This is a genomic window from Streptosporangium brasiliense (genome assembly GCF_030811595.1).
Classification (GTDB): Bacteria; Actinomycetota; Actinomycetes; order Streptosporangiales; family Streptosporangiaceae; genus Streptosporangium; species Streptosporangium brasiliense.
This window is the reverse complement of sequence record NZ_JAUSRB010000001.1, coordinates 942,917-965,993: the sequence shown is the minus strand read 5'-3', so window position 1 is coordinate 965,993 and position 23,077 is coordinate 942,917. Positions and strand designations below refer to the sequence as shown.

General features: G+C 72.1%; 19 protein-coding genes. 9 read left to right on the top strand and 10 right to left on the bottom strand.

The annotated features are described in order from the left end of the window. Window positions 1–31 precede the first annotated feature (31 nt). Window positions 32–1,408: an NCS2 family permease gene (locus J2S55_RS04270; protein WP_306857439.1), complete on the top strand. Its 1,377-nt coding sequence runs from the start codon at window positions 32–34 to the stop codon at window positions 1,406–1,408. On the opposite strand, the gene J2S55_RS04265 is transcribed toward J2S55_RS04270, so the two are convergent. Then, complete coding sequence (locus tag J2S55_RS04265) at window positions 1,405–2,505, bottom strand: excalibur calcium-binding domain-containing protein (RefSeq protein ID WP_306857437.1); 1,101 nt, start codon at window positions 2,503–2,505, stop codon at window positions 1,405–1,407. The genes J2S55_RS04270 and J2S55_RS04265 overlap by 4 nt on opposite strands. Window positions 2,506–3,071: 566 nt before the next feature. Between J2S55_RS04265 and ald the strand changes: the two genes are divergently transcribed. Continuing rightward, window positions 3,072–4,187, top strand: coding sequence for an alanine dehydrogenase (ald, locus tag J2S55_RS04260; protein ID WP_306857435.1), 1,116 nt, complete (start codon window positions 3,072–3,074; stop codon window positions 4,185–4,187). 50 nt (window positions 4,188–4,237) lie between these two features. Here the strand turns inward: ald and J2S55_RS04255 are convergent, their stop codons facing one another. Continuing rightward, window positions 4,238–4,957, bottom strand: coding sequence for a DUF3105 domain-containing protein (locus J2S55_RS04255; protein ID WP_306857433.1), 720 nt, complete (start codon window positions 4,955–4,957; stop codon window positions 4,238–4,240). Window positions 4,958–5,079: 122 nt separating this feature from the next. Between J2S55_RS04255 and J2S55_RS04250 the strand changes: the two genes are divergently transcribed. Then, a complete protein-coding gene (locus J2S55_RS04250; protein ID WP_306857432.1) occupies window positions 5,080–5,730 on the top strand; it encodes a DUF305 domain-containing protein in 651 nt (216 codons plus the stop codon). A gap of 75 nt (window positions 5,731–5,805) precedes the next feature. Beyond that, window positions 5,806–6,105 carry a DUF3467 domain-containing protein gene (locus tag J2S55_RS04245; protein ID WP_306857431.1) on the top strand — a complete coding sequence of 100 codons (300 nt, stop codon included), beginning with the start codon at window positions 5,806–5,808 and terminating at the stop codon, window positions 6,103–6,105. A 57-nt stretch (window positions 6,106–6,162) separates the two neighbouring features. Here the strand turns inward: J2S55_RS04245 and trpS are convergent, their stop codons facing one another. The 4 genes from trpS to J2S55_RS04225 all read right to left on the bottom strand — a co-directional run bounded on the left by trpS (window position 6,163) and on the right by J2S55_RS04225 (window position 11,111). Next, complete coding sequence (trpS, locus tag J2S55_RS04240; protein WP_306857430.1) at window positions 6,163–7,128, bottom strand: tryptophan--tRNA ligase; 966 nt, start codon at window positions 7,126–7,128, stop codon at window positions 6,163–6,165. 152 nt (window positions 7,129–7,280) lie between these two features. Continuing rightward, window positions 7,281–8,345, bottom strand: coding sequence for a threonine aldolase family protein (locus J2S55_RS04235; RefSeq protein WP_306857429.1), 1,065 nt, complete (start codon window positions 8,343–8,345; stop codon window positions 7,281–7,283). A gap of 61 nt (window positions 8,346–8,406) precedes the next feature. Next, window positions 8,407–9,048: an SDR family NAD(P)-dependent oxidoreductase gene (locus J2S55_RS04230; RefSeq protein ID WP_306857427.1), complete on the bottom strand. Its 642-nt coding sequence runs from the start codon at window positions 9,046–9,048 to the stop codon at window positions 8,407–8,409. After that, window positions 9,045–11,111: a DUF6421 family protein gene (locus tag J2S55_RS04225; protein WP_306857425.1), complete on the bottom strand. Its 2,067-nt coding sequence runs from the start codon at window positions 11,109–11,111 to the stop codon at window positions 9,045–9,047. Before J2S55_RS04225 ends, J2S55_RS04230 begins: the two co-directional genes overlap by 4 nt. Before the next feature lie 265 nt (window positions 11,112–11,376). On the opposite strand from J2S55_RS04225, the gene J2S55_RS04220 reads away from it, so the two are divergent. From J2S55_RS04220 to J2S55_RS04210, 3 genes are all read left to right on the top strand, one after another. Further along, on the top strand, window positions 11,377–12,222 hold the full coding sequence (locus J2S55_RS04220) for a class I SAM-dependent methyltransferase (protein ID WP_306857424.1): 846 nt from the start codon (window positions 11,377–11,379) through the stop codon (window positions 12,220–12,222). A gap of 136 nt (window positions 12,223–12,358) precedes the next feature. Next, complete coding sequence (locus J2S55_RS04215; protein ID WP_306857423.1) at window positions 12,359–13,009, top strand: TetR/AcrR family transcriptional regulator; 651 nt, start codon at window positions 12,359–12,361, stop codon at window positions 13,007–13,009. A gap of 257 nt (window positions 13,010–13,266) precedes the next feature. Beyond that, on the top strand, window positions 13,267–13,971 hold the full coding sequence (locus J2S55_RS04210) for a hypothetical protein (protein ID WP_306857421.1): 705 nt from the start codon (window positions 13,267–13,269) through the stop codon (window positions 13,969–13,971). On the opposite strand, the gene J2S55_RS04205 is transcribed toward J2S55_RS04210, so the two are convergent. From J2S55_RS04205 to J2S55_RS04190, 4 genes are all read right to left on the bottom strand, one after another. Beyond that, entirely contained in the window at window positions 13,911–14,573 is a 663-nt protein-coding gene (locus J2S55_RS04205) for a response regulator (RefSeq protein ID WP_306857420.1), read from the bottom strand. The genes J2S55_RS04210 and J2S55_RS04205 overlap by 61 nt on opposite strands. Window positions 14,574–14,630: 57 nt before the next feature. Further along, window positions 14,631–15,833, bottom strand: a complete 1,203-nt coding sequence (locus tag J2S55_RS04200) for a sensor histidine kinase (protein ID WP_306857419.1) — start codon at window positions 15,831–15,833, stop codon at window positions 14,631–14,633. Window positions 15,834–15,912: 79 nt separating this feature from the next. Continuing rightward, complete coding sequence (locus J2S55_RS04195) at window positions 15,913–17,472, bottom strand: serine/threonine-protein kinase (protein ID WP_306857417.1); 1,560 nt, start codon at window positions 17,470–17,472, stop codon at window positions 15,913–15,915. 5 nt (window positions 17,473–17,477) lie between these two features. Further along, window positions 17,478–19,079, bottom strand: a complete 1,602-nt coding sequence (locus J2S55_RS04190) for a zinc ribbon domain-containing protein (RefSeq protein ID WP_306857415.1) — start codon at window positions 19,077–19,079, stop codon at window positions 17,478–17,480. Window positions 19,080–19,316: 237 nt separating this feature from the next. On the opposite strand from J2S55_RS04190, the gene J2S55_RS04185 reads away from it, so the two are divergent. Beyond that, a complete protein-coding gene (locus J2S55_RS04185; protein WP_306857413.1) occupies window positions 19,317–21,374 on the top strand; it encodes a hydantoinase/oxoprolinase family protein in 2,058 nt (685 codons plus the stop codon). After that, complete coding sequence (locus tag J2S55_RS04180; protein WP_306857412.1) at window positions 21,371–23,074, top strand: hydantoinase B/oxoprolinase family protein; 1,704 nt, start codon at window positions 21,371–21,373, stop codon at window positions 23,072–23,074. Before J2S55_RS04185 ends, J2S55_RS04180 begins: the two co-directional genes overlap by 4 nt. Window positions 23,075–23,077: the final 3 nt, after the last annotated feature.

Here is a 23,077-nt window from a genome sequence, read left to right as displayed (position 1 = left end):
GACGGTCATCCCCCTGTTCGAGGGGGGAGTCATGGATCGGTTCTTCGAGCTGTCGGCGCGCGAGACGACCATCGGCAGGGAGGTCAGGGGCGGCCTCACCACGTTCATGGCCATGGCCTACATCATCCTGCTCAATCCGATCATCCTGGGCGGGGCCGTCGACGTCACCGGGGTGAAACTGTCGATCTCGCAGCTCACCGCCTCGACCATCATCGCGGCGGCGGTGAGCACGGTCCTGATAGGGCTGGTGGGCAACGCGCCGTTCGGCGTCGCGGCGGGGCTGGGGCTGAACGCGGTGGTCGCCTACCAGGCCGCGCCGCACATGACCTGGGCGCAGGCGATGGGGCTGGTCGTGCTGGAGGGCCTGGTGATCGTGGTGCTGGCGGTCTCCGGACTGCGCCGGCTCATCATGAACTCCATCCCGCTGGCCCTCAAGCACGCGATCAGCGTGGGGATCGGGATGTTCATCACGCTGATCGGGCTGGTGGACGCCGGGTTCGTCGCGAAGGGCACGGGCACTCCGGTGCAGCTCGGCTCCACCGGGCACCTGACGGGCTGGCCGGTGGCGGTGTTCTGCTTCGGCCTGCTGCTGGTGATCGTGCTGTTCGTGCGCAAGGTCCCGGGGGCCATCCTGATCGGCATCGTGGTCACCGCCGTGCTGGCGATCACGATCAACTCGGTCGTGAGGATCGACCCGGCGAGCTGGGGCGTCGTGGTGCCCCGGCTGCCGCAGGCGGTGGTGGCGGTGCCCGACACCGGGCTGGTCGGCCAGGTGGACCTGTTCGGCGGGTTCGCCCGCGCCGGGGCGCTGACCGCGCTGATCGTGCTGTTCACGCTGGTGCTGTCCGGGTTCTTCGACGCGATGGGCACGATCATCGGGGTGAGCGACGAGGCGGGCCTGGTGGACTCCGAGGGCCGGGTGCCCCGGCTGGGGCCCATCCTGACCGTCGACGGCGTGGCCGGGGCGATCGGCGGGTACTGCAGCGCCTCGGCCAACACGGTCTTCGTGGAGTCGGCGGCCGGCGTCGGCGAGGGGGCCAGGACCGGCCTGGCCGCCCTGGTCACCGGCGGCATGTTCGTGCTGACCCTGTTCGTCACCCCGCTGGCGACGGTCGTCCCGGCCGCCGCGGCGGCCCCCGCGCTGGTGCTGGTGGGCGCGCTGATGATGACCCAGGCCAGGAACGTGCCCTGGGAGGACCTCACCCTCGCCATCCCGGCCTTCCTGACGATCGCCCTGATGCCGTTCACCTACAGCATCACCAACGGCGTCGGCGCGGGCGTGGTCACCTACACGGTCATCCAGGCGGCGACCGGCCGGGCCCGGCGGATCCCGTGGCTGCTGTGGGTCGTCACGCTGGTCTTCGCGGCCTACTTCGCCATCGAGGGCATCCAGGGGCTGTTCGTCTAGGCCATGTCGTCGAGGTCACAGGCGACGCCGTCCCTGTCCTTGTCGACGTACCACCTGTACTCCTTGTGGCGCTCCTGGTAGTAGGGCCCGTAGCCCTCCTTGTAGGCGGCCTTGCAGTTGGGGAACCTGGGGTCGAGGTCGCCTCGCCCGGCCGCCGGGGCGGCGTTCCTGCTCCCCGCCGTGGCGCTGCTGCGGCTCCCCGTGGGAACGGGGGTCGCGGCCGTGGCGGTGCCGGTGGGGGCCGTCGTGGCGCGGCCGGCCCCCGGTTGGGCCGTCCCCGTGGGAGCCGTGCCGGTCGGGGCGGTGCCCGTGGGAGCCGTGCCGGTGGGAGCCGTCCCCGTGGGAGCCGTGCCGGTGGGAGCCGTCCCCGTGGGAGCCGTGCCGGTGGGAGCCGTCCCCGTCGGAGCCGTGCCGGTGGGAGCCGTGCCCGTCGGAGCCGTCCCCGTCGGGGCGGCCGGCGACTGCGGGGTCACGGGCTGGTCCGAGGACGGCTGGGGCTGCCCCGTGGACGGCGCCGTGCCGCGCAGCCGGGCGACCATGGCGTCCGCCTGCTCCTTGGTGAAGGAGCCCGCGATGCTGAGGCTGTCCTCGGTGATCACCTGGGCGACGCGGGGGGCGGCCACCACCTTCTCCCCCACGACGATCGCGATCTGCTGCTTGACCGCCTCCTGGGTCAGGTCGTTGATCTGGTCGCGGAAGGCGGGCGCGAACGCGATCCTGACCGAGTAGGCGCCGTTCTTCTCCTGGACCGTCTCGATCTTGTGCACGGCGGTCACGCTGACTCCCCCGGCGAGCGTGTAGCAGGTCTGCCCGGCGTCGTCGGGCATGCCGTCGGGGCTGGTGCAGGCGCCGGGCTGCGAGCCGGTCACCGGCGCGAAGTGGATGGGGACCGGCAGTCGCGCGGGAGGCGCCGCGCCGAGCGGCACGTCGGGATTCCTGGTCATGAGCACCGCGAGGGTGCCGAGCACGCCGGTGATCATCACGACGACGACCAGTGCGACGATCAGGACGACGGTGGTGACCCGGCTCGCCCTGGGGTCAACCGGCGCGCCGCCGCCCGGTCCGGCCCCGGGCCCGCGCGGGCCCCGCGGGCCCACCGGAGCACCGGGCCGCGCGGGACCGGGCGGACCGGGCAACCTGTGAGAGGCGTCCCGGGGCCCGCCCGCGGCTCCGGGCGCCCCCTCGGGACCCCGGGGCCCGGCAGGACCGGCCGCCGCCGCGACGCCGTACGGCTCCGCCGGGAGACCGGGCGCCTCCGGGACAGTGTGCGGCTCCGTCAGGGAGCCAGGTGCCCCGGCGACGCCGTACGGCTCCGTCAGGGAGTCCGGCGTCTCCGCGGCGTGGGCCTCGGCCGGGGATCCGAGCGCTCCCGGAGGACGCGCGTGACGCCCGGTTGGAGGTCCCTGCGGCACGGGTGAGTCGCCCGGCCCCGCGTGCAGCTCCATCGTCACATCCCCGTATTCCTCGCATTTGCTCGCGGTGAGCCTACCGATCAGCGAAAGGAGGAGGTAACCCGACAGTCAAGTCCGCACCGGAAACATGACAGGCGCATCGGCCGACAGGCCGTCATCATCGATGGCCGATTCCTTCCATCTTGCACATGGTGGTCCTTTTCCAGGGAACGCAGAGTGAAGAAGACACAGGCGCGAATACTGGAGGAGCCGTGAAGATCGCAGTTCCCCGCGAGGTCAAGAACCACGAATATCGCGTGGCCCTCACTCCCGCTGGAGCCCATGAGTTCGTCCGCCACGGCCATCGGGTCTTCGTCGAACGGGACGCCGGTGCCGGATCCTCGATCCCCGACTCGGACTTCCAGAGCGTGGGCGCGACGATGGTGGACTCCGCGGACGACGTGTGGGCCGAGGGCGACCTGGTCCTGAAGGTGAAGGAACCGGTCGCCGAGGAGTATCACCGGATGCGCAAGGGGCAGGTGCTCTTCACCTACCTGCATCTGGCCGCGTCCGAGAGCTGTACCCGGGCCATGCTCGAATCCGGCGTCACCGGCGTCGCCTACGAGACCGTGCAGACCGCCAACGGCTCCCTGCCGCTGCTGGCCCCGATGTCGGAGGTGGCCGGGCGGCTCGCCCCGCAGGTCGGGGCCTACCACCTGATGCGGCCGGAAGGCGGGCGCGGCGTGCTCATGGGAGGGGTCTCGGGCGTGCACGCGGCCAACGTGGTCGTGATAGGCGCCGGGGTGTCCGGCATGAACGCCGCGGTCATCGCGCTCGGCATGCAGGCCGAGGTGGTGCTGCTGGACAAGAACATCGACCGGCTCCGCCAGGCGGACATCATCTACCAGGGCCACTGCCAGACGGTCGCCTCCAACAGCTACGAGGTCGAGCGCGCGGTCCTGGCCGCCGACCTGGTCATCGGCGCGGTGCTGGTACCCGGCGCGAAGGCGCCCAAGCTGGTCAGCAACGAGCTGGTCTCGCGGATGAGGCCGGGCTCGGTCCTGGTCGACATCTCCATCGACCAGGGCGGCTGCTTCGAGGACTCCCGGCCGACCACGCACGCCGAGCCGACCTACCGGGTCCACAACTCGATCTTCTACTGCGTGGCCAACATGCCGGGCGCGGTCCCGCACACCTCGACCTACGCGCTGACCAACGTGACCCTCCCCTACGCCCTGGCGATCGCCGACCTGGGCTGGCGCCAGGCGCTGCGGGAGGACCACGCGCTGGCGCTGGGCCTGAACACACACGAGGGGCACCTGACCAACCTGCCCGTGGCCGAGGCGCACGGACTGGAGGCGATGCCCCTGGAGCGGGTGCTGGCCTAGACCGTTCCGGCCGGTACGGCCCACGCCGGGCGCGGGCCGTACCGGTGAGGTCAGGAGCTCGGCGTGGCGCTGGGCGACGGGGTCGCGTCCGGGACCACGGACTGCTCGGCGCTGGCGCTCGGGGCCGGCGTCGGCGCGGCGGTCGGGATCGGCGCCTGGTCGGTGGTGGTGTTCACGCCTCCGGCGCAGTCGGCGCCGAACTCGGGGGTCTCGGCGCTGTTGTTGCGGTATTTGGCGATGTATTTGGCCAGGCGCGGGTCGTCGGCGCTGTCCAGCTTGAGCTGCTTGTTCCAGGAACTGGCCACGATCTTGGAGGGCAGCCCCGGGTAGGGACTCATGAGCATGTAGTCCTTGCCGGAGACCATCGCCTTCAGCTTCTCCACCTGGTCCTTGGGCAGGTCCGGCTGGTAGGTGATCCACACGGCGCCGTGCTCCATCGAGTGGACGGCGTTCTCGTTGTTGACCGGCTTGTCGTAGACGGAGCAGGTCTGCCAGGCCGGGTTGTGCTCGCCGCCCAGCGGCGGGTTCTCCTTGTAGCTGACCTGGGTCTGGACGTGCGCGCCGCCCGGGTATTTGGCGCTGGTGACGGCGTCGAGCGAGCTCGCCGCCCGCTCGTTCACCAGGTAGAAGCCGACCACCCCGGCGAGCAGGACGATGACGGCGCCGCCGACGCCCCACATCAGGAACGCGGTCCGACGCTCCTTGCTCTTCTGCGCCTGACGCATCCGGGCGATGTGTTCCCGTCTCGCCTGCGCCTTTTCCTTCGTCATCGACCCTCCAGCCGGCAACCAATTTCGGGTCACACTATGCCCTACCGGCGTGTGTGGAGGATAAGCCAATCACAGCGCATGATAGAGCGACGGTTCTCCACAGTGGGTAGTCTGGGCACGCGATGGAGACCCTTGTTCGAGAAATCCCGAAAACCCGGCGCCGTACGGCGCTCGTCGTGCTGCTCGGCTGCCTGGCCGCGGCGGCCGTTGTGCTGTTGGTCGTCGGCAGGGGCGCGGCCCCGACCGACGCCTCGGCCGAGGCGGGGTTCGCCCGTGACATGTCCGTCCACCACGCCCAGGCCGTCGAGATGTCCTTCATCGCGAGAGACGGCAGTGAGGACGAGTCGCTGCGGCGGCTCGCCTACGACATCATCGTCACGCAGACCGCCCAGCGCGGCATGTTCAGCGGCTGGCTGCAGCAGTGGGGGCTGGAGCAGTCCACCGAGCGGCCGGCGATGGCGTGGATGGCCGGCCACGGCCACGGCGGAACGCCCCAGACATCTGCCACGATGCCCGGCATGGCCAGTCAGGAGGAGCTCAAAAGGCTCCGCGCGGCCACCGGCAAGGATCAGGAGATCCTCTTCCTGCAGCTCATGATCCGCCATCACGAGGGCGGCGTGCAGATGAGTCAGGCGCTGTTGAAACTGTCCGACCGCGACGAGGTGGCCACCATGGCCCAGCACATCGTCAACGGTCAGGCGGGTGAGATCGATCTGATGACCGACATGCTGAGGCAGCGCGGCGCCCAACCGCTGCCTTCCATCCTTAAATAGCGTCGGCGCGTCCTTGCACGGCCGGTTTCCGGCCAGGGCAGCATGGGGCCAACCTGGCCGGAGGAGACGAACATCATGGTGAACGACGAGCCGGAGAACCGCCTGGAGGTGAGCATCTCCGCCGAGGTCGAAGCGGGCCAGTACGCCAACTTCGCCTCCGTCTGGCACACCCAGGACGGCTTCGTCCTGGACTTCGCGGTGATCACCAGACCACCCCAGCTCGCCAACGACCCCTCTTCGGGGCAGCACTTCGTCAGCGTGCCGACCCGGATCGTCAGCCGGATCCGCATCCCCCCGAGCCAGGTGTTCGAGCTGATGAAGGCCCTCGAACAGCAGCTCACCGCCTACGAGAACGAGACGGGCCACAAAAACTGATCCGCGGGGACCGGCCGCCCCGGATGCGGCGCTCCCCCGCGGATCACCGGGTGCTCTTCAGGGCAGGCCGATCGCGCCGCGCGCCGAGGCCATCAGCGCGGCGGTGCGCTCGGTGGCCTGCGCGGCTCCGGCGGCCAGCAGCCGCGACAGCTCGGCCGGGTCGGCCGACAGCTCGGCGTGGCGCTCCTGGATCGGCCGCAGCGTCTCGACCACGGCCTCGGCCGTGTCCCGCTTGAGCGCGCCGTAACCCTCGTAGGCCAGCGACTCGACCGGCCGCCCCGAACAGACCGCGAGCAGGGTGAGCAGGTTGGAGACGCCGGGCTTGTCCTGAGGGTCGTAGCGCACCTCGGTGCCGGTGTCGGTCACCGCGCGCATGATCTTGCGACGGATGTCGGCGGGCGGGTCGAGCAGGTAGATCGTCCCGGCGGCCGAGCCGTCGGACTTGCCCATCTTCGAGGTGGGCGTGGCCAGGTCCATGACCCTGGCGGCGATCTGGGGGTGCACGGCCTCGGGCACGGTGAAGGTCTCGCCGTAGAGGCGGTTGAAGCGCAGGGCCAGGTCACGGGTGAGCTCGACGTGCTGGCGCTGGTCCTCTCCCACCGGCACGAGGTCCACCCGGTGCAGCAGGATGTCGGCGGCCATCAGCGCGGGATAGGTGAGCAGCGACAGCCGCACCTCCTCCTGCTGGGCCGACTTCTCCTTGAACTGGATCATCCGCCGCATCTCACCGAAGTAGGCGGTGCTCTCCAGCAGGTAGGCCAGCTCGGTGTGGGCGGGCACCTGGGACTGGATGTAGACCAGTGACCGGTCCAGGCCGCAGGCGAGCAGCAGGGTGGCCGCCTCGCGGGTGCGCGCCCGCAGGGCCTGCGGGTCGTGCTTGATGGTCAGGGCGTGCAGGTCGGCGACCGCGTAGACGCAGTCCGCCTCGTCCTGGAGCCGTACGGCGGGCATGATCGCGCCGAGGAGGTTGCCGAGTGTGAGGTGGCCGGTGGGTTTGAACGCCGAGAAGACGCGCTTGGTCATGGTCTCTCCTTGCTGGGAAGGGACCGCCGCGCGCCTGGCCGTGCACAACGCGGAACGGCCGCCGGTTCGCGGCGGCCGTCTGATGTGCGCAGTCTGGACTGGCTAGCGGGTCCGCCGATGGGCGGCCCGCCACAGACCCAGACTGTGCGTGTTCATGCGGAGGAGTCTATCTCCTCGGCCACCGCGGCGGCAAAGGCGTCGACGTCGGCCTCGGTGGTGTCGAAGGCCGTCATCCAGCGGACCTCGCCGGTGGCCGCGTTCCAGACGTAGAAGCGGAAGCGCTTCTGCAGGCGCTCGGTCACGTCCGGCGGCAGGATGGCGAAGACCGCGTTGGCCTGCACCGGGCGCGGGACCTCCACCCCGGGGATCTCCCGGACCGCGGCGGCCAGCCGCTGGGCCATGGCGTTGGCGTTGCGGGCGTTGCGCAGCCACAGGTCCCCGGCGAGCAGCGCCTCGAACTGGACCGAGACGAACCTCATCTTGGAGGGGAGCTGCATGGAGGTCTTGCGCAGGTAGCGCAGGCCGCGGACGGCGTCGGGGTTGAGCACCACGACGGCCTCGCCGAACATCATCCCCGCCTTGGTGCCGCCGAAGGACAGCACGTCCACGCCCGCGTCGGTGGTGAACGCGCGCAGCGGCACCTCCAGCGCGGCGGCCGCGTTGGTGGCGCGGGCGCCGTCGAGGTGGACGAGCATGCCGAGCTGGTGGGCGTGGTCGCAGACCGCCTTGATCTCGGCCGGGGTGTAGAGGGTGCCCAGCTCGGTGGTCTGCGTGATCGAGACGACCTTGGGCTGGGCGCGGTGCTCGTCGCCGAAGCCCCACGCCTGCCTGTCGATCAGGTCGGGGGTGAGCTTGCCGTCCGGGGTGGGCACGGTGAACAGCTTGAGCCCCGCCGACCGCTCCGGCGCCCCGCCCTCGTCGGTGTGGATGTGCGCCGACTCCGCGCAGACCACCGCCTCCCACTGCGCGGTCATCGCACGGAGCGCGACCACGTTGGCGCCCGTGCCGTTGAACACCGGCCAGGCCTCGGCCGTCGGCCCGAAGTGTCCCTTGAAGATCTCCTGCAGCGCACCGGTGTACGTGTCGTCGCCGTAGGCGATCTGGTGGCCCTCGTTGGCCAGGGCGATCGCCTGGAGGATCTCCGGGTGCACCCCGGCGTAGTTGTCGCTGGCGAAGCCCTTCACCAGCGGGTCGTGCCTGCGAATCGCGTCCGTCACTTCTTCCCCTTGAGCGGGGCGGCCGGTGGTCGGGGACCGGCCGCCGTGGTGCGTGTCACGCTCACTCGCGTGTGAGGTCCACCCGGGTGCCGTTGGCATCGGTGTCCCAGAGGCCGTCGATCGCCTCGGCGAGGTCGTCGACGTCGGTGAAGCCCGGGAACTTCCGCTCCGGGCTCGCCTCGCGCATCGCCTTGTTCACGAGCGCCTTGACGACCAGGATATTGGCCGTCGCGTCCGTGCCCTCCAGGGCATCGGCGAAGGCCAGCGTCCAGGCCTCGGCGGCGGCCTTGGCGGTGCCGTAAGCCGCGTTGCCCTGGGTGGGGCGCTCGGCCGCCTTGGCGGAGACGACGGCGAAGCGGCCGCGCTCGCTGGCCTTCAGCAGCGGCTCGAAGGCGAGCGTGACGTGCTGGAGGGTGCGGATCAGCAGGTCGTGCAGAAGATCCCAGTCTTCCAGCTTGGTCTCGGCGAAGGTCTTGGAGCCGCGCCAGCCGCCGACCAGGTGGACGATGCCGTCCACCCTGCCGTGCTCGGCCTCGATGTCGCGGGCGAGCTTCTTGACGGCGTCGAAGTCGAGCAGGTCGACCGCGAGCGTGCCGCCGGCGCCGGACTTGTCCACGCCGATGACCGTGTGCCCCTTGTCGGTGAAGCGGCGGACGGCGGCCTGGCCCGCGGGACCCGCCGCGCCGGCAACAAGAATGATCATGCTCGGATCCCCTTCGTGGATTCGACGACGTCGCCGAGCTTACGACGCAGGGCCTCGTAGAACATGCTCAGGGGGAACTCGTCGGGCAGCACCGCGTCGACCACGGCCTTGGGGAACCCCTCGACCGGCAGCGCCTCCACGCCGCGGTTCCAGACCGAGGCGGGGTGCGGCTCCACGTAGGCGGCCACGAGCTGGTGGGCGGCCAGCCAGTGGGCGAGCTTGGAGCGGTCGATGCCGTCGCGGTAGAGCTTCTCCACCTCGCTGCGCAGGTCGGCGACGCCGTCGGCGAGCCGGGCCCAGTCGACGCTCAGCCGGTTGTCGGTCCACCGGACGATGTCGTTGCGGTGCAGGTAGGCGAACAGGAGCTGGCCGCCGAGGCCGTCGTAGTTGCGGACCCGGTCACCGGTGATCGGGAAGCGGAAGAGCCGGTCGAACAGGATCGCGAGCTGGACGTAGCGGGCGTGCGGCACGCCCTCCTGCTCCAGCTTCACGGCCTCGCCGAACGCCGTGAGGTCGCAGCGGAGCTCCTCCAGCGAGTACAGCCAGTACGGCATGCGCTGTTTGATCATGAACGGGTCGAACGGCAGGTCGCCGTGGCTGTGGGTGCGGTCGTGGACCAGGTCCCAGAGCACGAAGGTGTCCTGGGCGAGCTCCTGCGACTCGATCAGCCGGGCGGCGTCCGGCGGCAGCGCCAGCTTGAGCGTCTCCGCGGCGGCCTTGCTGACCGCGCGGAACCGGGCGGCCTCGCGGTCGCAGAAGATGCCGCCCCAGGTGAAGCGGGACGGGGTCTCCCGGACGGCGACGGTCTCGGGGAAGAGCACCGCGGAGTTGGTGTCGTAGCCGGAGGTGAAGTCCTCGAAGGCGATCGGCACGAACATCGGGTTGTCGTAGCGGGTGTTCTCCAGCTCGGCCAGCCACTCGGGCCAGACGGTGCGGATCCAGACGGCCTCGATGTAGCGGAAGGTGGTGCCGTTCTGGGTGTACATCGGGAAGACGACCAGGTGCTCCAGGCCGTCCACCCGCTGGGTGTCGGGGTGGAAGGCGTTGAGGGAGTCCAGGAAGTCGGGCACGCCCAGGCCCTGCTCGACCCACTTGCGGAAGTCGGCGACGACCGCGGTGAGGTAGGCCTCGTCGTGCGGGAAGCGCGGGGTGAGGCCGTCGACATGGTCGACGATCTCGGAGATCAGCGCCACCGCCCGGTCACGGTCGCCCTCGATCGAGCCGTCCTTGGCCTGCAGGGGCTTGAGCGCCTCCACGGCGTCCTTGAGTCCCTGGAAGGCGGAGCGGGCCTCCGACTCCTTCGCGGCCGCCGGGGCGGGGACGCGCGCGGCCCAGGTGACGAGGTTGCCCCAGAGCGCGGCGTGGTCGTAGTCGCCGATGGAGTCGTCGCCGAACAGGTCGGAGTCGGCGAGGACCACGACGCGGCCCTTGCCGTGCCGTACGGCCACCGCCAGGGGCAGGCCGGCGGGGTCGGCGGTGGACGACGTCCGGAACAGCACGGCCGCGTCCTCGGGGGCGACGAGCACGCCGGCGCGGTAGAAGCAGGCGCGACGGGCGCCGGCGAGGAGGTCCTCGCCGGCGCTGTCACCGGGGGAACCCAGGACCCAGGAGGCCACGCCGTTGTGGGCGTTCCTGGGGTCCTGGACGGTGGTGTGCTCGACGCCGACGCCGAAGCGGGCGAGCAGCTCGTCGAGGTTGCTGCCGTACTTCTCCTGCTCGCACTCGGCCAGGACGACCAGGCCGCCGCCTTCGGCGACGTAGGCCTCGACCGCGTCGAGCTCCTCCACGGGGAAGACCGGGCTGCCCAGGCCGGTGGTGCGCTCCCAGCGGTCGGCCGAGGGGTGCGCGATCACGAAGACGTCGTTCGAGCCCAGCAGGGCGGGAGTGATCGGCCCCTCGGTGTGCGCGGCCACGGTGTGGCCGAGCCGGCGCAGGAGCTCGGCGGCCCGCGCGTAGCTGTTGTCGTCGGGGTGTCCCGGATTCATCGTCTCGGCCACGTCCCGCCGGATGGTCCAGGACTCGTTGTGCGCCTCGTCGAACAGCACACGCGGGAAAGCTCTCACGATAAATCCTCCCTCAGATGAGACCCAATGACGAAAAATATACACACTATGTCCCGATATGGACACATCCCTTATTGCTTGATCCGAACAAGTTGGAGATCTTCCACCCCGCTCGCGGCGGTCGGGACGTCCGCCACCCGGCGCCGTGCGGGTTGACACCCCGGACCCGGCCACGCATTATGAACACTCGTTCATGAACGTGCATTCATAACGCGGACCACCGGCCGTATGGAGCCGTCCGGCCGCACCACCGAGGAGAGAGCCGATGAGTTCCATCGTCAACACCCACCAGGCCGACGCCTGGAACGGCTACGAGGGCAACCACTGGGCCGATCACCAGGACCGCTACGACGCGGTGAACAGCGGGTTCAACGAGCCCCTGCTCGCCGCCGCCGCCATCGGCGAGCGGGACCGGGTGCTCGACGTCGGGTGCGGCAACGGGCAGCTGACGCGGCTGGCCGCCCGGCGGGCGCGGCACGGGCACGCCGCCGGCGTCGACCTGTCGGCGCCGATGCTCCAGCGGGCGCGGGCCACCGCGGCCGACGAGGGTGTCGCCAACGTGACCTTCGAGCAGGGGGACGCCCAGATCCACCCCTTCCCCGACGCGGGCTTCGACGTGGCCGTCAGCCGGTTCGGGATCATGTTCTTCGCCGACCCCGTCGCCGCGTTCGCCAACATCGGCCGCGCGCTGCGGCCGGGAGGACGGCTGGCCTTCCTGGCCCTGCGGGAGATGAGCCGCAACGACCTGGGCGCCGTCTTCGCGGCGATGGCCGAGCACCTCCCGCCGGGGCCCGGTCCCACCGGGCCGGAGAGGTCCGGGCCGGAGTCACTGGCCGACCCGGACCGCGTCCGGGAGGTGCTCACCGGCGCCGGCTTCGAAGGGGTGACCTCGGTGCCCGTCGAGGCGCCCCAGGTGTGGGGCCGGGACGCCGAGGACGCGGGCCGCTTCCTCGGCGCCTGGGGCCCCGTCCGCTTCCTGCTCGGCCAGGCCGACCAGGCCGCCGCCGCCCGCGCCCGCGCCGCGCTCACGGCGGCGCTGCGGCGCCATGAGGAGCCCGACGCCGTACGGCTGCGCGGCGCCGCCTGGCTGGTCACCGCCACCCGTCCCTGACCGCTCGCCCGGCCCCGTCCCCGGGCCGGCCGTCGCCGTCCGGCCCCGGTCACCTGGCCGCCGGGCGGCGCCCTGTCCGCACGGCGGCGGCCGGGCCACGACGCTCGCCTCCGAAGGCTCACTACTATGCGATGTGATGTCACCGAGAAAAGCGGCCGCGCTCCGTGACGGCGACGGCGGCCAGAGCCTGCGCGAGCACCTGATCGCCGCCGCCGAACGCCTCATCTCCCGGCGCGGCACCGCCGGGCTCACCGTGCGCGACATCGCCCGCGAGGCCCAGGTCGCCGACGGCGTGCTCTACAACCACTTCGCGGGCAAGGAGGAGCTCCTCGCGCTCGCCCTGCACGCCCACGTCGAGAACGTCGAACGCGAGCTGGGCGAGCTGCCCTCCCGGGCGGGCGCCGGCACCGTCGAGGACAACCTGCGCGCCTACATCGCCCACGGCGTGGCGCTGCACGCCGCGATCATGCCCGCCTTCGCGGGCCTGATCGCCCGGCCCGAGGTGCTCTCCCTGTTCGCCGGCCTGCCCAATCCCGTCGGGACCGGACTGGGGCTGCGGGTGGCCCTGGCCGGATATCTCCGCGCCGAGCAGGACCTCGGCCGGCTCAGGCGGGAGGTGAACGTCGAGGCGGCCGCCACAATGATCGTCGGTGCCTGCCACGAGCTGGTCCTGCCCGGCCTGCTGTTCCACGGCTCCGCCGCGCCCCCCGTCCAGGTCCCGCCGGGCTTCGTCGACGACCTGGTCACCACCGTCCTGAACGGCATCGGCCCGGCACGGACCCGCTGAGGACCGGCCCGGACCCGCTGAAGCCCGGCGCGGACCCGCCGGCGATCCCCGCATGCTCCTGCGCCTGCTCCTGCGCGCCCAGCACGGGTGATCGGGACGAGACCCGCGCGCACCGGCGGGCCTCCTCCGTAACGCCTCCGGCTGAGACCCGCTTACCCCGCGAAGGGGACGGCGGATCCGCCCCGCGGCGGACGACCTGACGGGAGAGGGGGGCCTACCTTCCTTGCGACAGTCCCGTACAGGCAAGGAAGCCCCCCATGTTCAAAGACTCCGCCGACTTCCGGCGCGTGGCCGCAGGCACGCTGCTGATCGTCGCCCCCCTCCTGCAGGCCGTCGCCGTCGTCCTCGACCCGGGCACCTGGGGCGACGACCGCGAGGCCGTCAGCTACGGCGTCAACCCCGCCCTCGCCCAGATCGAGTCGGCCATGTACCACTGGGCCTACCTGCTGATGGCCCTGGCCGCCCTCGGTCTGCTGCACGTGACGCGCCGCCGCTCGGTGGTCTTCGGCCACATCGTGGGCCCGCTGACCGTTCTCGGCTACATCAACCTGTCGGGCCTGCTCCTCAGCGACCCGGTGGAGTGGTGGCTCGGCCGGCATTACAGCCCCGAGGAGGCCACCCGCATCATGGAGGAGATGCTGAACCTGCCCGGCTTCGTCTTCGGCTTCCAGATGCCGTGGATCTTCTTCGCGATCCTCGGCCTGCCGATCCTGCTGATCGGCGTCTGGCGCGCCGGGTTCGCGCACTGGTGGGTCCCGCTCGTCGTCGGCGTCGGCTACGGCACCTCGCTGCTGATCCCCTACGGCCCGGTGACCGTCGTGATGTGGGTCGCCCCGGCGGTCGCGCTGGGCTCGCTCGGCGTCAAGATGCTCCGGATGGGCCGCGAGGAGTGGGTCTCCTTCTACCCGACCGCCGCCCCGGGCCGGACGACCCCCGACTCGTACGCGAACACCACCGCCTGAGCCCGGTCGCGCAGATGGAGCTTCATCAGCACCCGCGCCACGTGGGTCTTGACCGTGGCCTCACCGACGAACAGCTCGCCCGCGATCTCGGCGTTGGTCAGGCCACGGGCCAGGAACCGCAGCACCTCCAGCTCGCGCGGGGTGAGATCGGCGAGCTGGGGCGGGGGCGCGGGGTCGTGACGGCCGGCGAAGGAGGCGATGACCCGGGTGGTGACGGCCGGGTCGAGCAGCGCGTCGCCGCCGACGACGACGCGGACGGCCTCCACGAGCTGCTCGGGCGGCGACACCTTGAGCAGGAACCCGCTGGTCCCGGCGCGGAGCGCGGCGTAGAGGTTCTCGTCGGTGTCGAAGGTGGTGAGCATGACGACCTTCGGCGGGTCCGGCCAGTCGAGCAGCTGCCTGGCCGCGGTGAGCCCGTCCATCCGCGGCATGGAGATGTCCATCAGCACGATGTCCGGCCGGGTGCGGCGGGCCACGGTGACGGCCTCGATCCCGTCGGCCGCCTCCCCCACCACCTCCATCCCCGGCTCGCTCTCCACGACGAGCTTCAGCCCGGCACGGACCATCGCCTGGTCGTCGGCGATCACGATACGGATGCTCACTTCTTCTCCTCGCCCAGCGGGTCGTCGGCCCCTTCAACGGGCCGCCATGTCGTCAGCTCATCTGGTCCGCCCATCGGCGAGCACCTCCTGGGAGGTCGGCAGGGACGCGTGGACGCGGAAACCGCCCTCGGGGCGGGGGCCCGCCTCGAACACGCCGCCGAACAGCGCGGCACGCTCACGCATGCCGATCAGACCGTTGCCCGTCGACAGCCCGGGGGCGGCCGTGCCGCCGCCGTCGAGGACCTCCAGCTCCACCGAGCTCGCGCGGTAGGCGATCGAGATGCGGATCTCGGACTCGCCCGCGTGCTTGACCGCGTTGGTCAGCGCCTCCTGCACGATGCGGTAGGCGGACAGGTCCAGCCCCGGCGCGAGCCGTACCGGCTCGCCGGTGACCTCCAGCGTGATCCGCAGCCCGGAGGAGACGAGGGTGCTCACCGTGCCGGGCAGCAGGTCCAGGCCGGGCTGCGGGATGGCCTCGTCGAGCGGCATGCGCAGCGCGCCGAGCATGACGCGCAGCTCCTCCACGGCCTCGCGGCCCATCCGCTCGATGCCGAGGAGCACCTCGCTGTCCCCGCCCTGCGTACGGCGGAGCACCCCGGCCTGCATGACCATCATGCTGACGCTGTGGGCGACCACGTCGTGCAGCTCCCGGGCGATGCGGGCCCGCTCCTCGGCGACGGCCTCGGCCGCCTGCCGCTCCCTGTCGCGTTCCACCTGCGCGGCGTGGTCGGCCAGGCGGCGGATCCGGCCGACGTGGGCGTGCACGACGAGGCCGGTGAGATAGGCGGCGCCGAAGATGACGGTCAGGAAGACGACCTCGCCGAAGGGGAGCCAGCGGTGGTCGACGGCGCCCGAGTCGAAGACCAGCACGCCGGTCACGGCCCAGGCCAGGCCGGGCCGGAAGGGGAGTTCGGCGCCGATCGTGTGGAAGACGAGGAGCAGGGAGGCCAGCTGCCAGACCTGGCAGTGCTCGTAGCCCTGCCGGTGCCAGGCGTACTGGGCGAGGATCATCAGGATGTAGACCGCGACCGGCGCCTTGCGGCGGAACCACACCAGCACGCCGGTGACGAGCGCCTGGCCGATCCACCACAGCTCGGGGGTCTCGGCCGCGCCGTACTCGGTGGCGACGGTGAAGGCCTCCAGCGTGCCGAGAGCGATGATCCCGCATCCGACGAGCAGATCGATCTTCGACACCGTGCGGAGGTGCCGGGTGAGCGACACCGTGCGGAGGTGCCGAACAGAGGGGAGGGGAACCGCCATGCGGGGAGACTAAGCCCTCGCGTCCTCATTTCATATAGGACAAAACGCCCAGACAAGCCGGTTGCAAGTGGGTCACAAGTCACGACACCTGGAAGGACACGCTCCGCACGAGCCGGTTGGCCAGCCCGTCGTCACACCTGCCGGGCGCACAGAAGTAGATCATAAGCGCGGGTTCGTCCGGCCGCTCCACGGCCCATCCCAAGAACTCCAGCTTGCCACCGCGCTGCGGATCGGTGATCGACCCCTCCAGCCGTACGGCGGGCCTGCCACCCACCAGCACCTGGACCACCTCGGCGTAGACGTTGACCGTGCCGGGCAGCGAGGACTGCAGGGTCTCCTGGAGCTGCTGCGCGCCGCCGCGGGGGTCGAGGGTGTCGAGGGTCTGCGCGTAGAGGCCGGTGGCCTCCTCCGGCGTGTTCTTGATGATCTCGTTGACGGCCGCCCAGTCGGCGGTGACCGGCGTGGCGAACAGCGCGTCGAACTCCCCCGCCTTCGGCGAGGCCACCATGAACACGTCGGCGTGCGGGCGCGGGGTCCAGCCGCCGGGGTGCTCGAAGGAGATCGGCACCGCGGCCGAGCCCGCGTAGGGCACCCAGTCCTCACCACCCCGCAGGAACGTCGCCAGGACCCCCACCAGCGCGATGATCGCCACGATCGCGGCGGCCGCGCCGATCAGGATGCCCCGGCCGCCGGGCCCGGGCCGCTTCTTCTCCTCCGTCCCCTCGCGGGTGCCGCGACCCTTCCCCTCGCGGGCGCCGCGGCCAGCCCCGGTGTCGCGGACGAGCTGGTAGGACTGGCCGCTGATCGCGTCACGGAGCTCGGTGACGAACTGCGTGCAGGTGTCGTAGCGCTGCTCGGGCGACTTGGCCAGCGCCCGCGCCATGACGCCGTCGACCTCCAGCGGGAGCTCGGGCCGGAGCGTGCTGAGCGGGGTGGGCGACTCGGCCAGGTGCGCCCAGAGCAGCGCGATCTCGTTGTCGCGCTGGAACGGCAGCCGTCCGGCCAGCGCCTCGTAGACCACGCAGGCCAGGCCGTACTGGTCGCAGCGGCCGTCGATGTGCTCCTTGTTGATCTGCTCGGGAGACATGTAGCGGGGGGTGCCGATGAACTGGTCGGTCTGGGTCAGCCCGGAGATCGAGGTGCGGTGCTTGGTGATGCCGAAGTCGGTGAGGTAGGCGTGGTCCCCCTCGGTGTGGCCGGCGATCAGGATGTTGGCGGGCTTGACGTCGCGGTGGATCAGGTCGTGCGCGTGGGCGGTGTCGAGCGCGGCGGCCACCTGGGCGAAGATCCGGTTGACCTGGCTGATCGGCATCGGCCCCCGGTCGTAGAACAGGCGGCGCAGGTCGGGGCCGTCGACGTAGCGCATCGCGATGTAGAGCGTGCCGTCCGCGGCGGAGTCGGCCTCGTAGATCGGGATGATGTTGGGATGGTCCATGCTCGCGACCGTCCGCGACTCCAGGACGAAGCGCTGGCGGAAGCGGTCGTCCTCGCCCAGCAGCGGGTTGAGGATCTTCAGGGCCACCCGGCGGTTGAGCCGGGAGTCCACCGCGAGGTAGACCACGGCCATGCCGCCCTTGCCGATGACGTCCTCGACGTAGTATCCGGCCACCTCCTGGCCGATCAGCGCTCGCTCGTTCACGGCCGTCACGTCTCGGAGGGGTGGCCGCAGTAACCGCAGAAGCGGTGCGCGGGGCCCAGCCGCATCCCGCAGGCGGTGCAGTATTTCTGGCCGGCCGGGTCGGCGGCCCTGACGTCGGGCTGCCCGTGGGCGGCCGGGTCGGCGGGTCTGGCGCCGGGATCTCGCGCGACCAGCACGGGCCGGCCGGGCGAGGTGCCGGAGGTCTTGGGCAGGGCGGGGAAGGAGCGGCTGACCACGACCGTGGGGTCGGCCGTCTCGCCGGGCGCCGGACGGCGGAGCGCGGGCGGCGGCGGGCCGGCCTCCCCGGGCCGGGTGTCCCCGCCCCGGCTCGCTCCGGAGCCGCCCTCCACCGGCTCCGGCGGGGACCTGCGCCTCCACAGCAGCAGCGCGCCGGCCACCACGGCCGCCACCAGCACGCCGCCGGCGGCCAGCAACGGCCACAGCGGCGGCCCGGCGCCCTCGTCCTCGGTGGCGGCCGCCGCTCTCCTGGTCCCCTCGTCCTCGGCGGTGCCCCGCTTGAGCTGGGACGTCTTCAGGTGCGCCGCCGCCACGGTGTGCCCGGGATACAGCTCCAGGACGCGCTGGAAGGCGGGCACGGCGTCGCCGTAGTATTTGGTGTGGAAGCGGGTCAGCGCCTGCTCGAAGGCGGCGTCGATCGGGCCGCGCCGGGGTGTGATCCTGGCCTCGGCCAGCGCCTTGGCGATCTCCCGGACGCCGATCATCCGGCCGTCCCGGCCGCCGCCGATCAGCAGCCCGACGACCTCGCCCTTCTTGTCCTCGATCACCGGCCCGCCGAGCAGCCCCCTGTCGACGAGGGCGCCCAGCTTCCGCGGCTCGTCGACCTTGTTCTCGGGGTCCTTGAACCGCCGGCCGCCCTCACCGGCGCCCCCGGCGCGCAGGTGCGCGATGTCGACGGTCTCCGGCAGGTCGGCCGCGGGCCGCCCGGTGAATCCGGCGACCGCCACCGGCGAGCCCTCCTTGTCGGGGACCGCCGCCGCGAGCGGCGCCGTGGGCAGGCCCGCGCCGCCGTCGGCACGCCCGACGGGCATCAGCACGGCGGGGCCGTCGGGCCTGGGGTCGGCATGGACGATCTCGGCCTTGAACCCCTCCTTGTCCGCCGGGGAGATGTTGGGGAAGACGCGGATCTCGGTGGTGACGTCGACGATGCAGGTCGCCGTGGGCTGCTTGGGCGGGTAGCACTCCTGCAGATGGCGGTTGAGCTGGTCGTCCTTGACCGTGTGCCGCTCGAAGTCCAGGGGGATCTTGACCTTGTGGTGCTCGGCGAAGATCTTGTTGGCGGCGTAGACCGCGACGTCCTTGCCGGTCTTGACCACCCGGGTGAGGGTGACGACGCCGCCTTCGGGGTTGACGACGGTCCCGGTGCCGCTGCCGATGGGCACCTTGTAGCTCCGCTCCACGTGGACCAGCTCGCCGATGTGGTCCAGCAGGGTGATGTCGACGTGCGCCTCCGCCTCGATCCGGACGACCGCGGGGGTCACCAGATCGGTGATCCCGCTGGGATGCTCGTGGGCCAGCGCAGGGGCGGTCGCGGCGACCGCCAGCACCAGGCCGCCGAGGAGCGTCAGAGCAGATCCGGACCGCCGCATCGCCACTCCCAAAGGGGGATAAGGACAGCGTGGCAACCGTAGTGCAGAAGTCAATAGGATGACGGATAGACAAGCGCTTGCTAGGGGAAATAATCTGCGCTCCGTGAGTGAGCGGAGCGGGCGGACGGACCGGCGGGCGGGCGAGCACGGCGGCGGAGGCGGGTCCCGCCCCCGGGGCGGGGATCCCATGGGCGGGCGGACGGGCGGGCCCGGCGGCCCGCCGGACGGGGAGGGCCGGTGAGCCACTCGATCGGGGTCGACGTCGGCGGGACGTTCACGGACGCGGTGCTCAGCGGGCCGGACGGCGAGATGACCGTCGCCAAGTGCCTGAGCACCCACGACGATCCCGCCGACGGGATCGTCGCCGCGGTCACCGCGGTGCTGGGCCGTACCGACCCGTCGGCGGTGACCAGGGTCGTGCACGCCACCACGCTGGCCACCAACGCGGTCTTGGAGCGGCGCGGCGTCCGGGTCGCCTACGTCACGACCCTGGGCTTCCGCTCGGCGATCCCCCTCGGCCGGTACGCCCGGGTGGAGGAGGACCGCTACGACCTCCGGTTCGACCCGCCCGCGCCGCCGGTCGCGGCCGAGGACTGCTTCGAGGTGCCCGAGCGGATCGGCAGCCGCGGCCAGGTGCTGCGGCCGCTGGACGAGGCGGCCGTGGCCCGGGTCGGCGCGGAGATCGCCCGGCGGGGCGTCACGGCGGTCGCCGTCTGCCTGCTGCACTCCTACGCCAACCCGGCCCACGAGCGACGGGTCGCGGAGATCCTCGGGGCCGTGGTCCCGACCGTGGTGATCTCCTCGGAGGTCTGGCCGGAGCTGCGCGAGTACGAGCGGGCGACCACGACCATCATGTCCGCCTACGTCGGGCCGGTGATGACGGGATACCTGCGGCGGCTGAGCGCGCGGCTGGCCGGACTCGGGATCACCGCCCCGGTGCACGTCATGGACTCCGGCGGCGGCGTGATGTCGGCCGAGCTGGCCGCGCGCCGGGCGGTGGCCACGATCGAGTCCGGGCCCGCGGCCGGGGTGCTGGCCGCCGCGGCGTCCGGGTACCCGGACGTGATCTCCTTCGACATGGGAGGGACGACGGCCAAGACCTGCGTGATCAGGGACGGCAGGCCGGAGATCACCCACGAGTTCCACGTCGGCGGGAAGGGCAGCTTCGGCGGCCGCCGGGCCGGGACCGGGGTGCCGATCAAGACCCCCGCCGTCGACCTGGCGGAGGTGGGCGCCGGAGGGGGCAGCGTCGCCTGGCTGGACCCGGCCGGCGCCCTGCGGGTCGGGCCGAGGTCGGCGGGCTCCGAGCCCGGTCCGGCCTGTTACGGCCTGGGCGGCGGGGAGCCGACGGTGACCGACGCCAACCTGGTGCTCGGCTACCTCGATCCCGCCTCCTTCGCCGGGGGGACGGTGCCGCTGTCCCCGGAGCTCGCCGGCAAGGCCGTCGACCAGCACCTGGCCGGACCGCTGGGGGTGTCCAGAGCCGAGGCCGCGCACGCGGTCCACGAGATCGCCAACGCCTCGATGGGGTCGGCCGTGCACGTGGTCACCGTGCAGCGCGGCATCAACCCGGCGGGGTCCGTCATGGTCGCCTTCGGCGGCGCGGGCCCCATGCACGCGGCCCGGGTCGCCGCCCGCTTCGGCATCTCCACCGTGCACGTCCCGGCCCGCTGCGGCGTCGGCTCGGCGGCCGGCCTGCTGACCGGCGACCTGTCCACCGACCGCGTCCTGTCGGCCCTGGACGCCGACCCCGCGCAGGTCTTCGCCGACCTCGCCGCGGCCGCCGCCCTCGATCTCGGCCTCTCCCCGGACTCCCCCGGCGTGTCCGTCACGCGCTCGGCCGACCTCCGCTTCGTCGGCCAGGCCCACGAGCTGACCGTCCCCTGGTCCGACTCGCCCGCCGAGCTGGCCGGCCGTTTCTCCGCCCGCTACCGGCAGGTGTACGGCATCGCCCAGGAGGGCCCGACGGAGATCGTCAGCTACCGCGTCCGCCTCACCCAGGCCGCCCGCCACACGTCCGGCCCGCCCGTCCCCGCCGGCCGCCACGCCCCCCGGGCGGCCGGCGGGCCGGCGGGCGCAGGCCGCCCCGGCACGGGTCCCGTGACGAGCCGGCCGGCCTACTTCCCCGAGACGGACGGATACGTGGAGGTGCCGGTGTTCACCCGGGCCCGCCTGGAGGAGGTCTCCGGACCGGCGATCGTCGAGGACGCCGAGTCGACGATCGTGATCCCGCCGGGGTGGACGGCCCGGCTCGCCGAGGCCATGGCCGTGATCCTCACCAGGACGGGCCGATGAGCGGCGCCCCGGACGCGCTCACCGCCGAGGTGCTGCGGAACGCGCTGGTGGTGGCCGCCGAGGAGGCCGGCATCGTGGTGGTGCGCTCGGCCTACTCCACGTTCATCGTGGAGGGGTCGGACGCGTCGGCGGCGATCCTCGACGCCGGCGGGCGCCTGGTCGCGCAGTCGATGGCCACCACGCTCATGAACAGCATGGCGTTGAAGGTCGCGCTGCCGGAGCTGCTGGCGGACATCCCCGCCGGGACCATGCGCCCCGGCGAGGTGTTCGTGCTCAACGACGCCTACCGGGGCGGCGTGCACACCAACGACCTGCTCGTCTACCGGCCGGTCTTCGTCGAGGGCGTCCCCGCCTACTTCACCGCCACGATGATCCACGTCTCGGATCTCGGCGGCCTGTCGGCGGGCGGCATGGCACCGCTGGCCACCGACGTCTTCCTGGAGGGCCTGCAGCTGCCCCCCGTCAGGCTGGCCACCGCGCGGGGCGTCGAGCCCACCGTCGAGGCGATCCTGCGGGCCAACAGCCGGACCCCGGACAAGGTCATGGGCGACGTGCGGGCCCTCATCGCGGGCACCGCGGTCGCCGCCGCCAGGATGGAGGCACTGGTCGCCGAGTACGGCCCGGCCGGGCTCGCACGGGGGATCGACGACTACCTGGACCACACCGAGGCGAGGACCCGCGCCGCCCTGGCCACGCTCCCCGCCGGCCGCTACGAGGCCGACTACCTGATCGACGACGACGGCATCGACACCGGTGTCCCGCACACCGTCCGGGTCGCGGTCACCCTGGAGCCCGGCGCGGGGGCCGTGCTGGACTTCGCGGGCACCGGCCCGCAGGTCCCCGCGGCGATCAACTCCTCGGCCTCGCAGTCGCTGGCCGCGGCGGTGTTCGCGGTGCGGTGCTTCCTGGACCCGGCCATCGCGATGAACGACGGCTGCCTGCGGGCGATCGAGGTGCGGCTGCCGCCGGGCTCGCTGCTGAACGCCTGCTCCCCCTACCCCTGCGGCGGCCGGTTCGTGCCCATCTACGCGGCGATGGAGGCGATCTTCCAGGCGCTGTCGGAGGCGGTGCCGGAGCGGGCGATCGCGGCGAGCGGGATCCTGCAGCCCTTCTCCATCGCGGCCGTGCGGGCGCCGTACTGGATCCATCTGTCCTACGACTTCGGCGGGGTGGGCGCCCGTCAGGGCAAGGACGGCCCGGACGCGACGGGCGTCCACTTCGGCATCGGCCGCAACTCGGTCCCCCAGGCCGAGCCGGTCGAGACCCGCTGCCCGCTGGTCGTGGAGTCGGTGGAGACCGTCCCCGACTCGGGCGGGCCCGGCCGCCACCGCGGCGGGCTGGGCTCCCGGACGGTGATCCGTTTCCTGGCCGACGCCCACGTCACCACCCGGGGCGACCGGCTGCGCAACCCCCCGCCCGGCCGTTCGGGCGGCCTGCCGGGGCGGGTCGGCGGCTTCTACCGGCGGCGCCCGGACGGCTCGCTCGAACGCCTCGGCTCCAAGGTGAACAACGCCCTGTTCACCGCCGGGGAGGCGTTCGTGATCGAGACGACGGGAGGCGGGGGCATCGGCTCGCCGTACGACCGCCCGCTCGGCGAGATCGAGGCCGACCTCAGGGCGGGCCGGATCACCGCGCTGGGCGCGCTCACCGACTACGGCGTCACGGTCGCGGAGGACGGCTCGCTCCGGCGGACGCGGTGACGG

What these genes read in the sequence shown, in the direction of transcription:
- J2S55_RS04270 (WP_306857439.1), top strand. Translation starts at nt 32, where the DNA reads ATGGATCGGTTCTTCGAGCTGTCGGCGCGCGAGACGACCATCGGCAGG.
- J2S55_RS04255 (WP_306857433.1), bottom strand. Translation starts at nt 4,957, where the DNA reads ATGACGAAGGAAAAGGCGCAGGCGAGACGGGAACACATCGCCCGGATG.
- J2S55_RS04250 (WP_306857432.1), top strand. Translation starts at nt 5,080, where the DNA reads ATGGAGACCCTTGTTCGAGAAATCCCGAAAACCCGGCGCCGTACGGCG.
- J2S55_RS04245 (WP_306857431.1), top strand. Translation starts at nt 5,806, where the DNA reads ATGGTGAACGACGAGCCGGAGAACCGCCTGGAGGTGAGCATCTCCGCC.
- trpS (WP_306857430.1), bottom strand. Translation starts at nt 7,128, where the DNA reads ATGACCAAGCGCGTCTTCTCGGCGTTCAAACCCACCGGCCACCTCACA.
- J2S55_RS04230 (WP_306857427.1), bottom strand. Translation starts at nt 9,048, where the DNA reads ATGATCATTCTTGTTGCCGGCGCGGCGGGTCCCGCGGGCCAGGCCGCC.
- J2S55_RS04220 (WP_306857424.1), top strand. Translation starts at nt 11,377, where the DNA reads ATGAGTTCCATCGTCAACACCCACCAGGCCGACGCCTGGAACGGCTAC.
- J2S55_RS04215 (WP_306857423.1), top strand. Translation starts at nt 12,359, where the DNA reads ATGTCACCGAGAAAAGCGGCCGCGCTCCGTGACGGCGACGGCGGCCAG.
- J2S55_RS04210 (WP_306857421.1), top strand. Translation starts at nt 13,267, where the DNA reads ATGTTCAAAGACTCCGCCGACTTCCGGCGCGTGGCCGCAGGCACGCTG.
- J2S55_RS04200 (WP_306857419.1), bottom strand. Translation starts at nt 15,833, where the DNA reads ATGGCGGTTCCCCTCCCCTCTGTTCGGCACCTCCGCACGGTGTCGCTC.
- J2S55_RS04190 (WP_306857415.1), bottom strand. Translation starts at nt 19,079, where the DNA reads ATGCGGCGGTCCGGATCTGCTCTGACGCTCCTCGGCGGCCTGGTGCTG.
- J2S55_RS04180 (WP_306857412.1), top strand. Translation starts at nt 21,371, where the DNA reads ATGAGCGGCGCCCCGGACGCGCTCACCGCCGAGGTGCTGCGGAACGCG.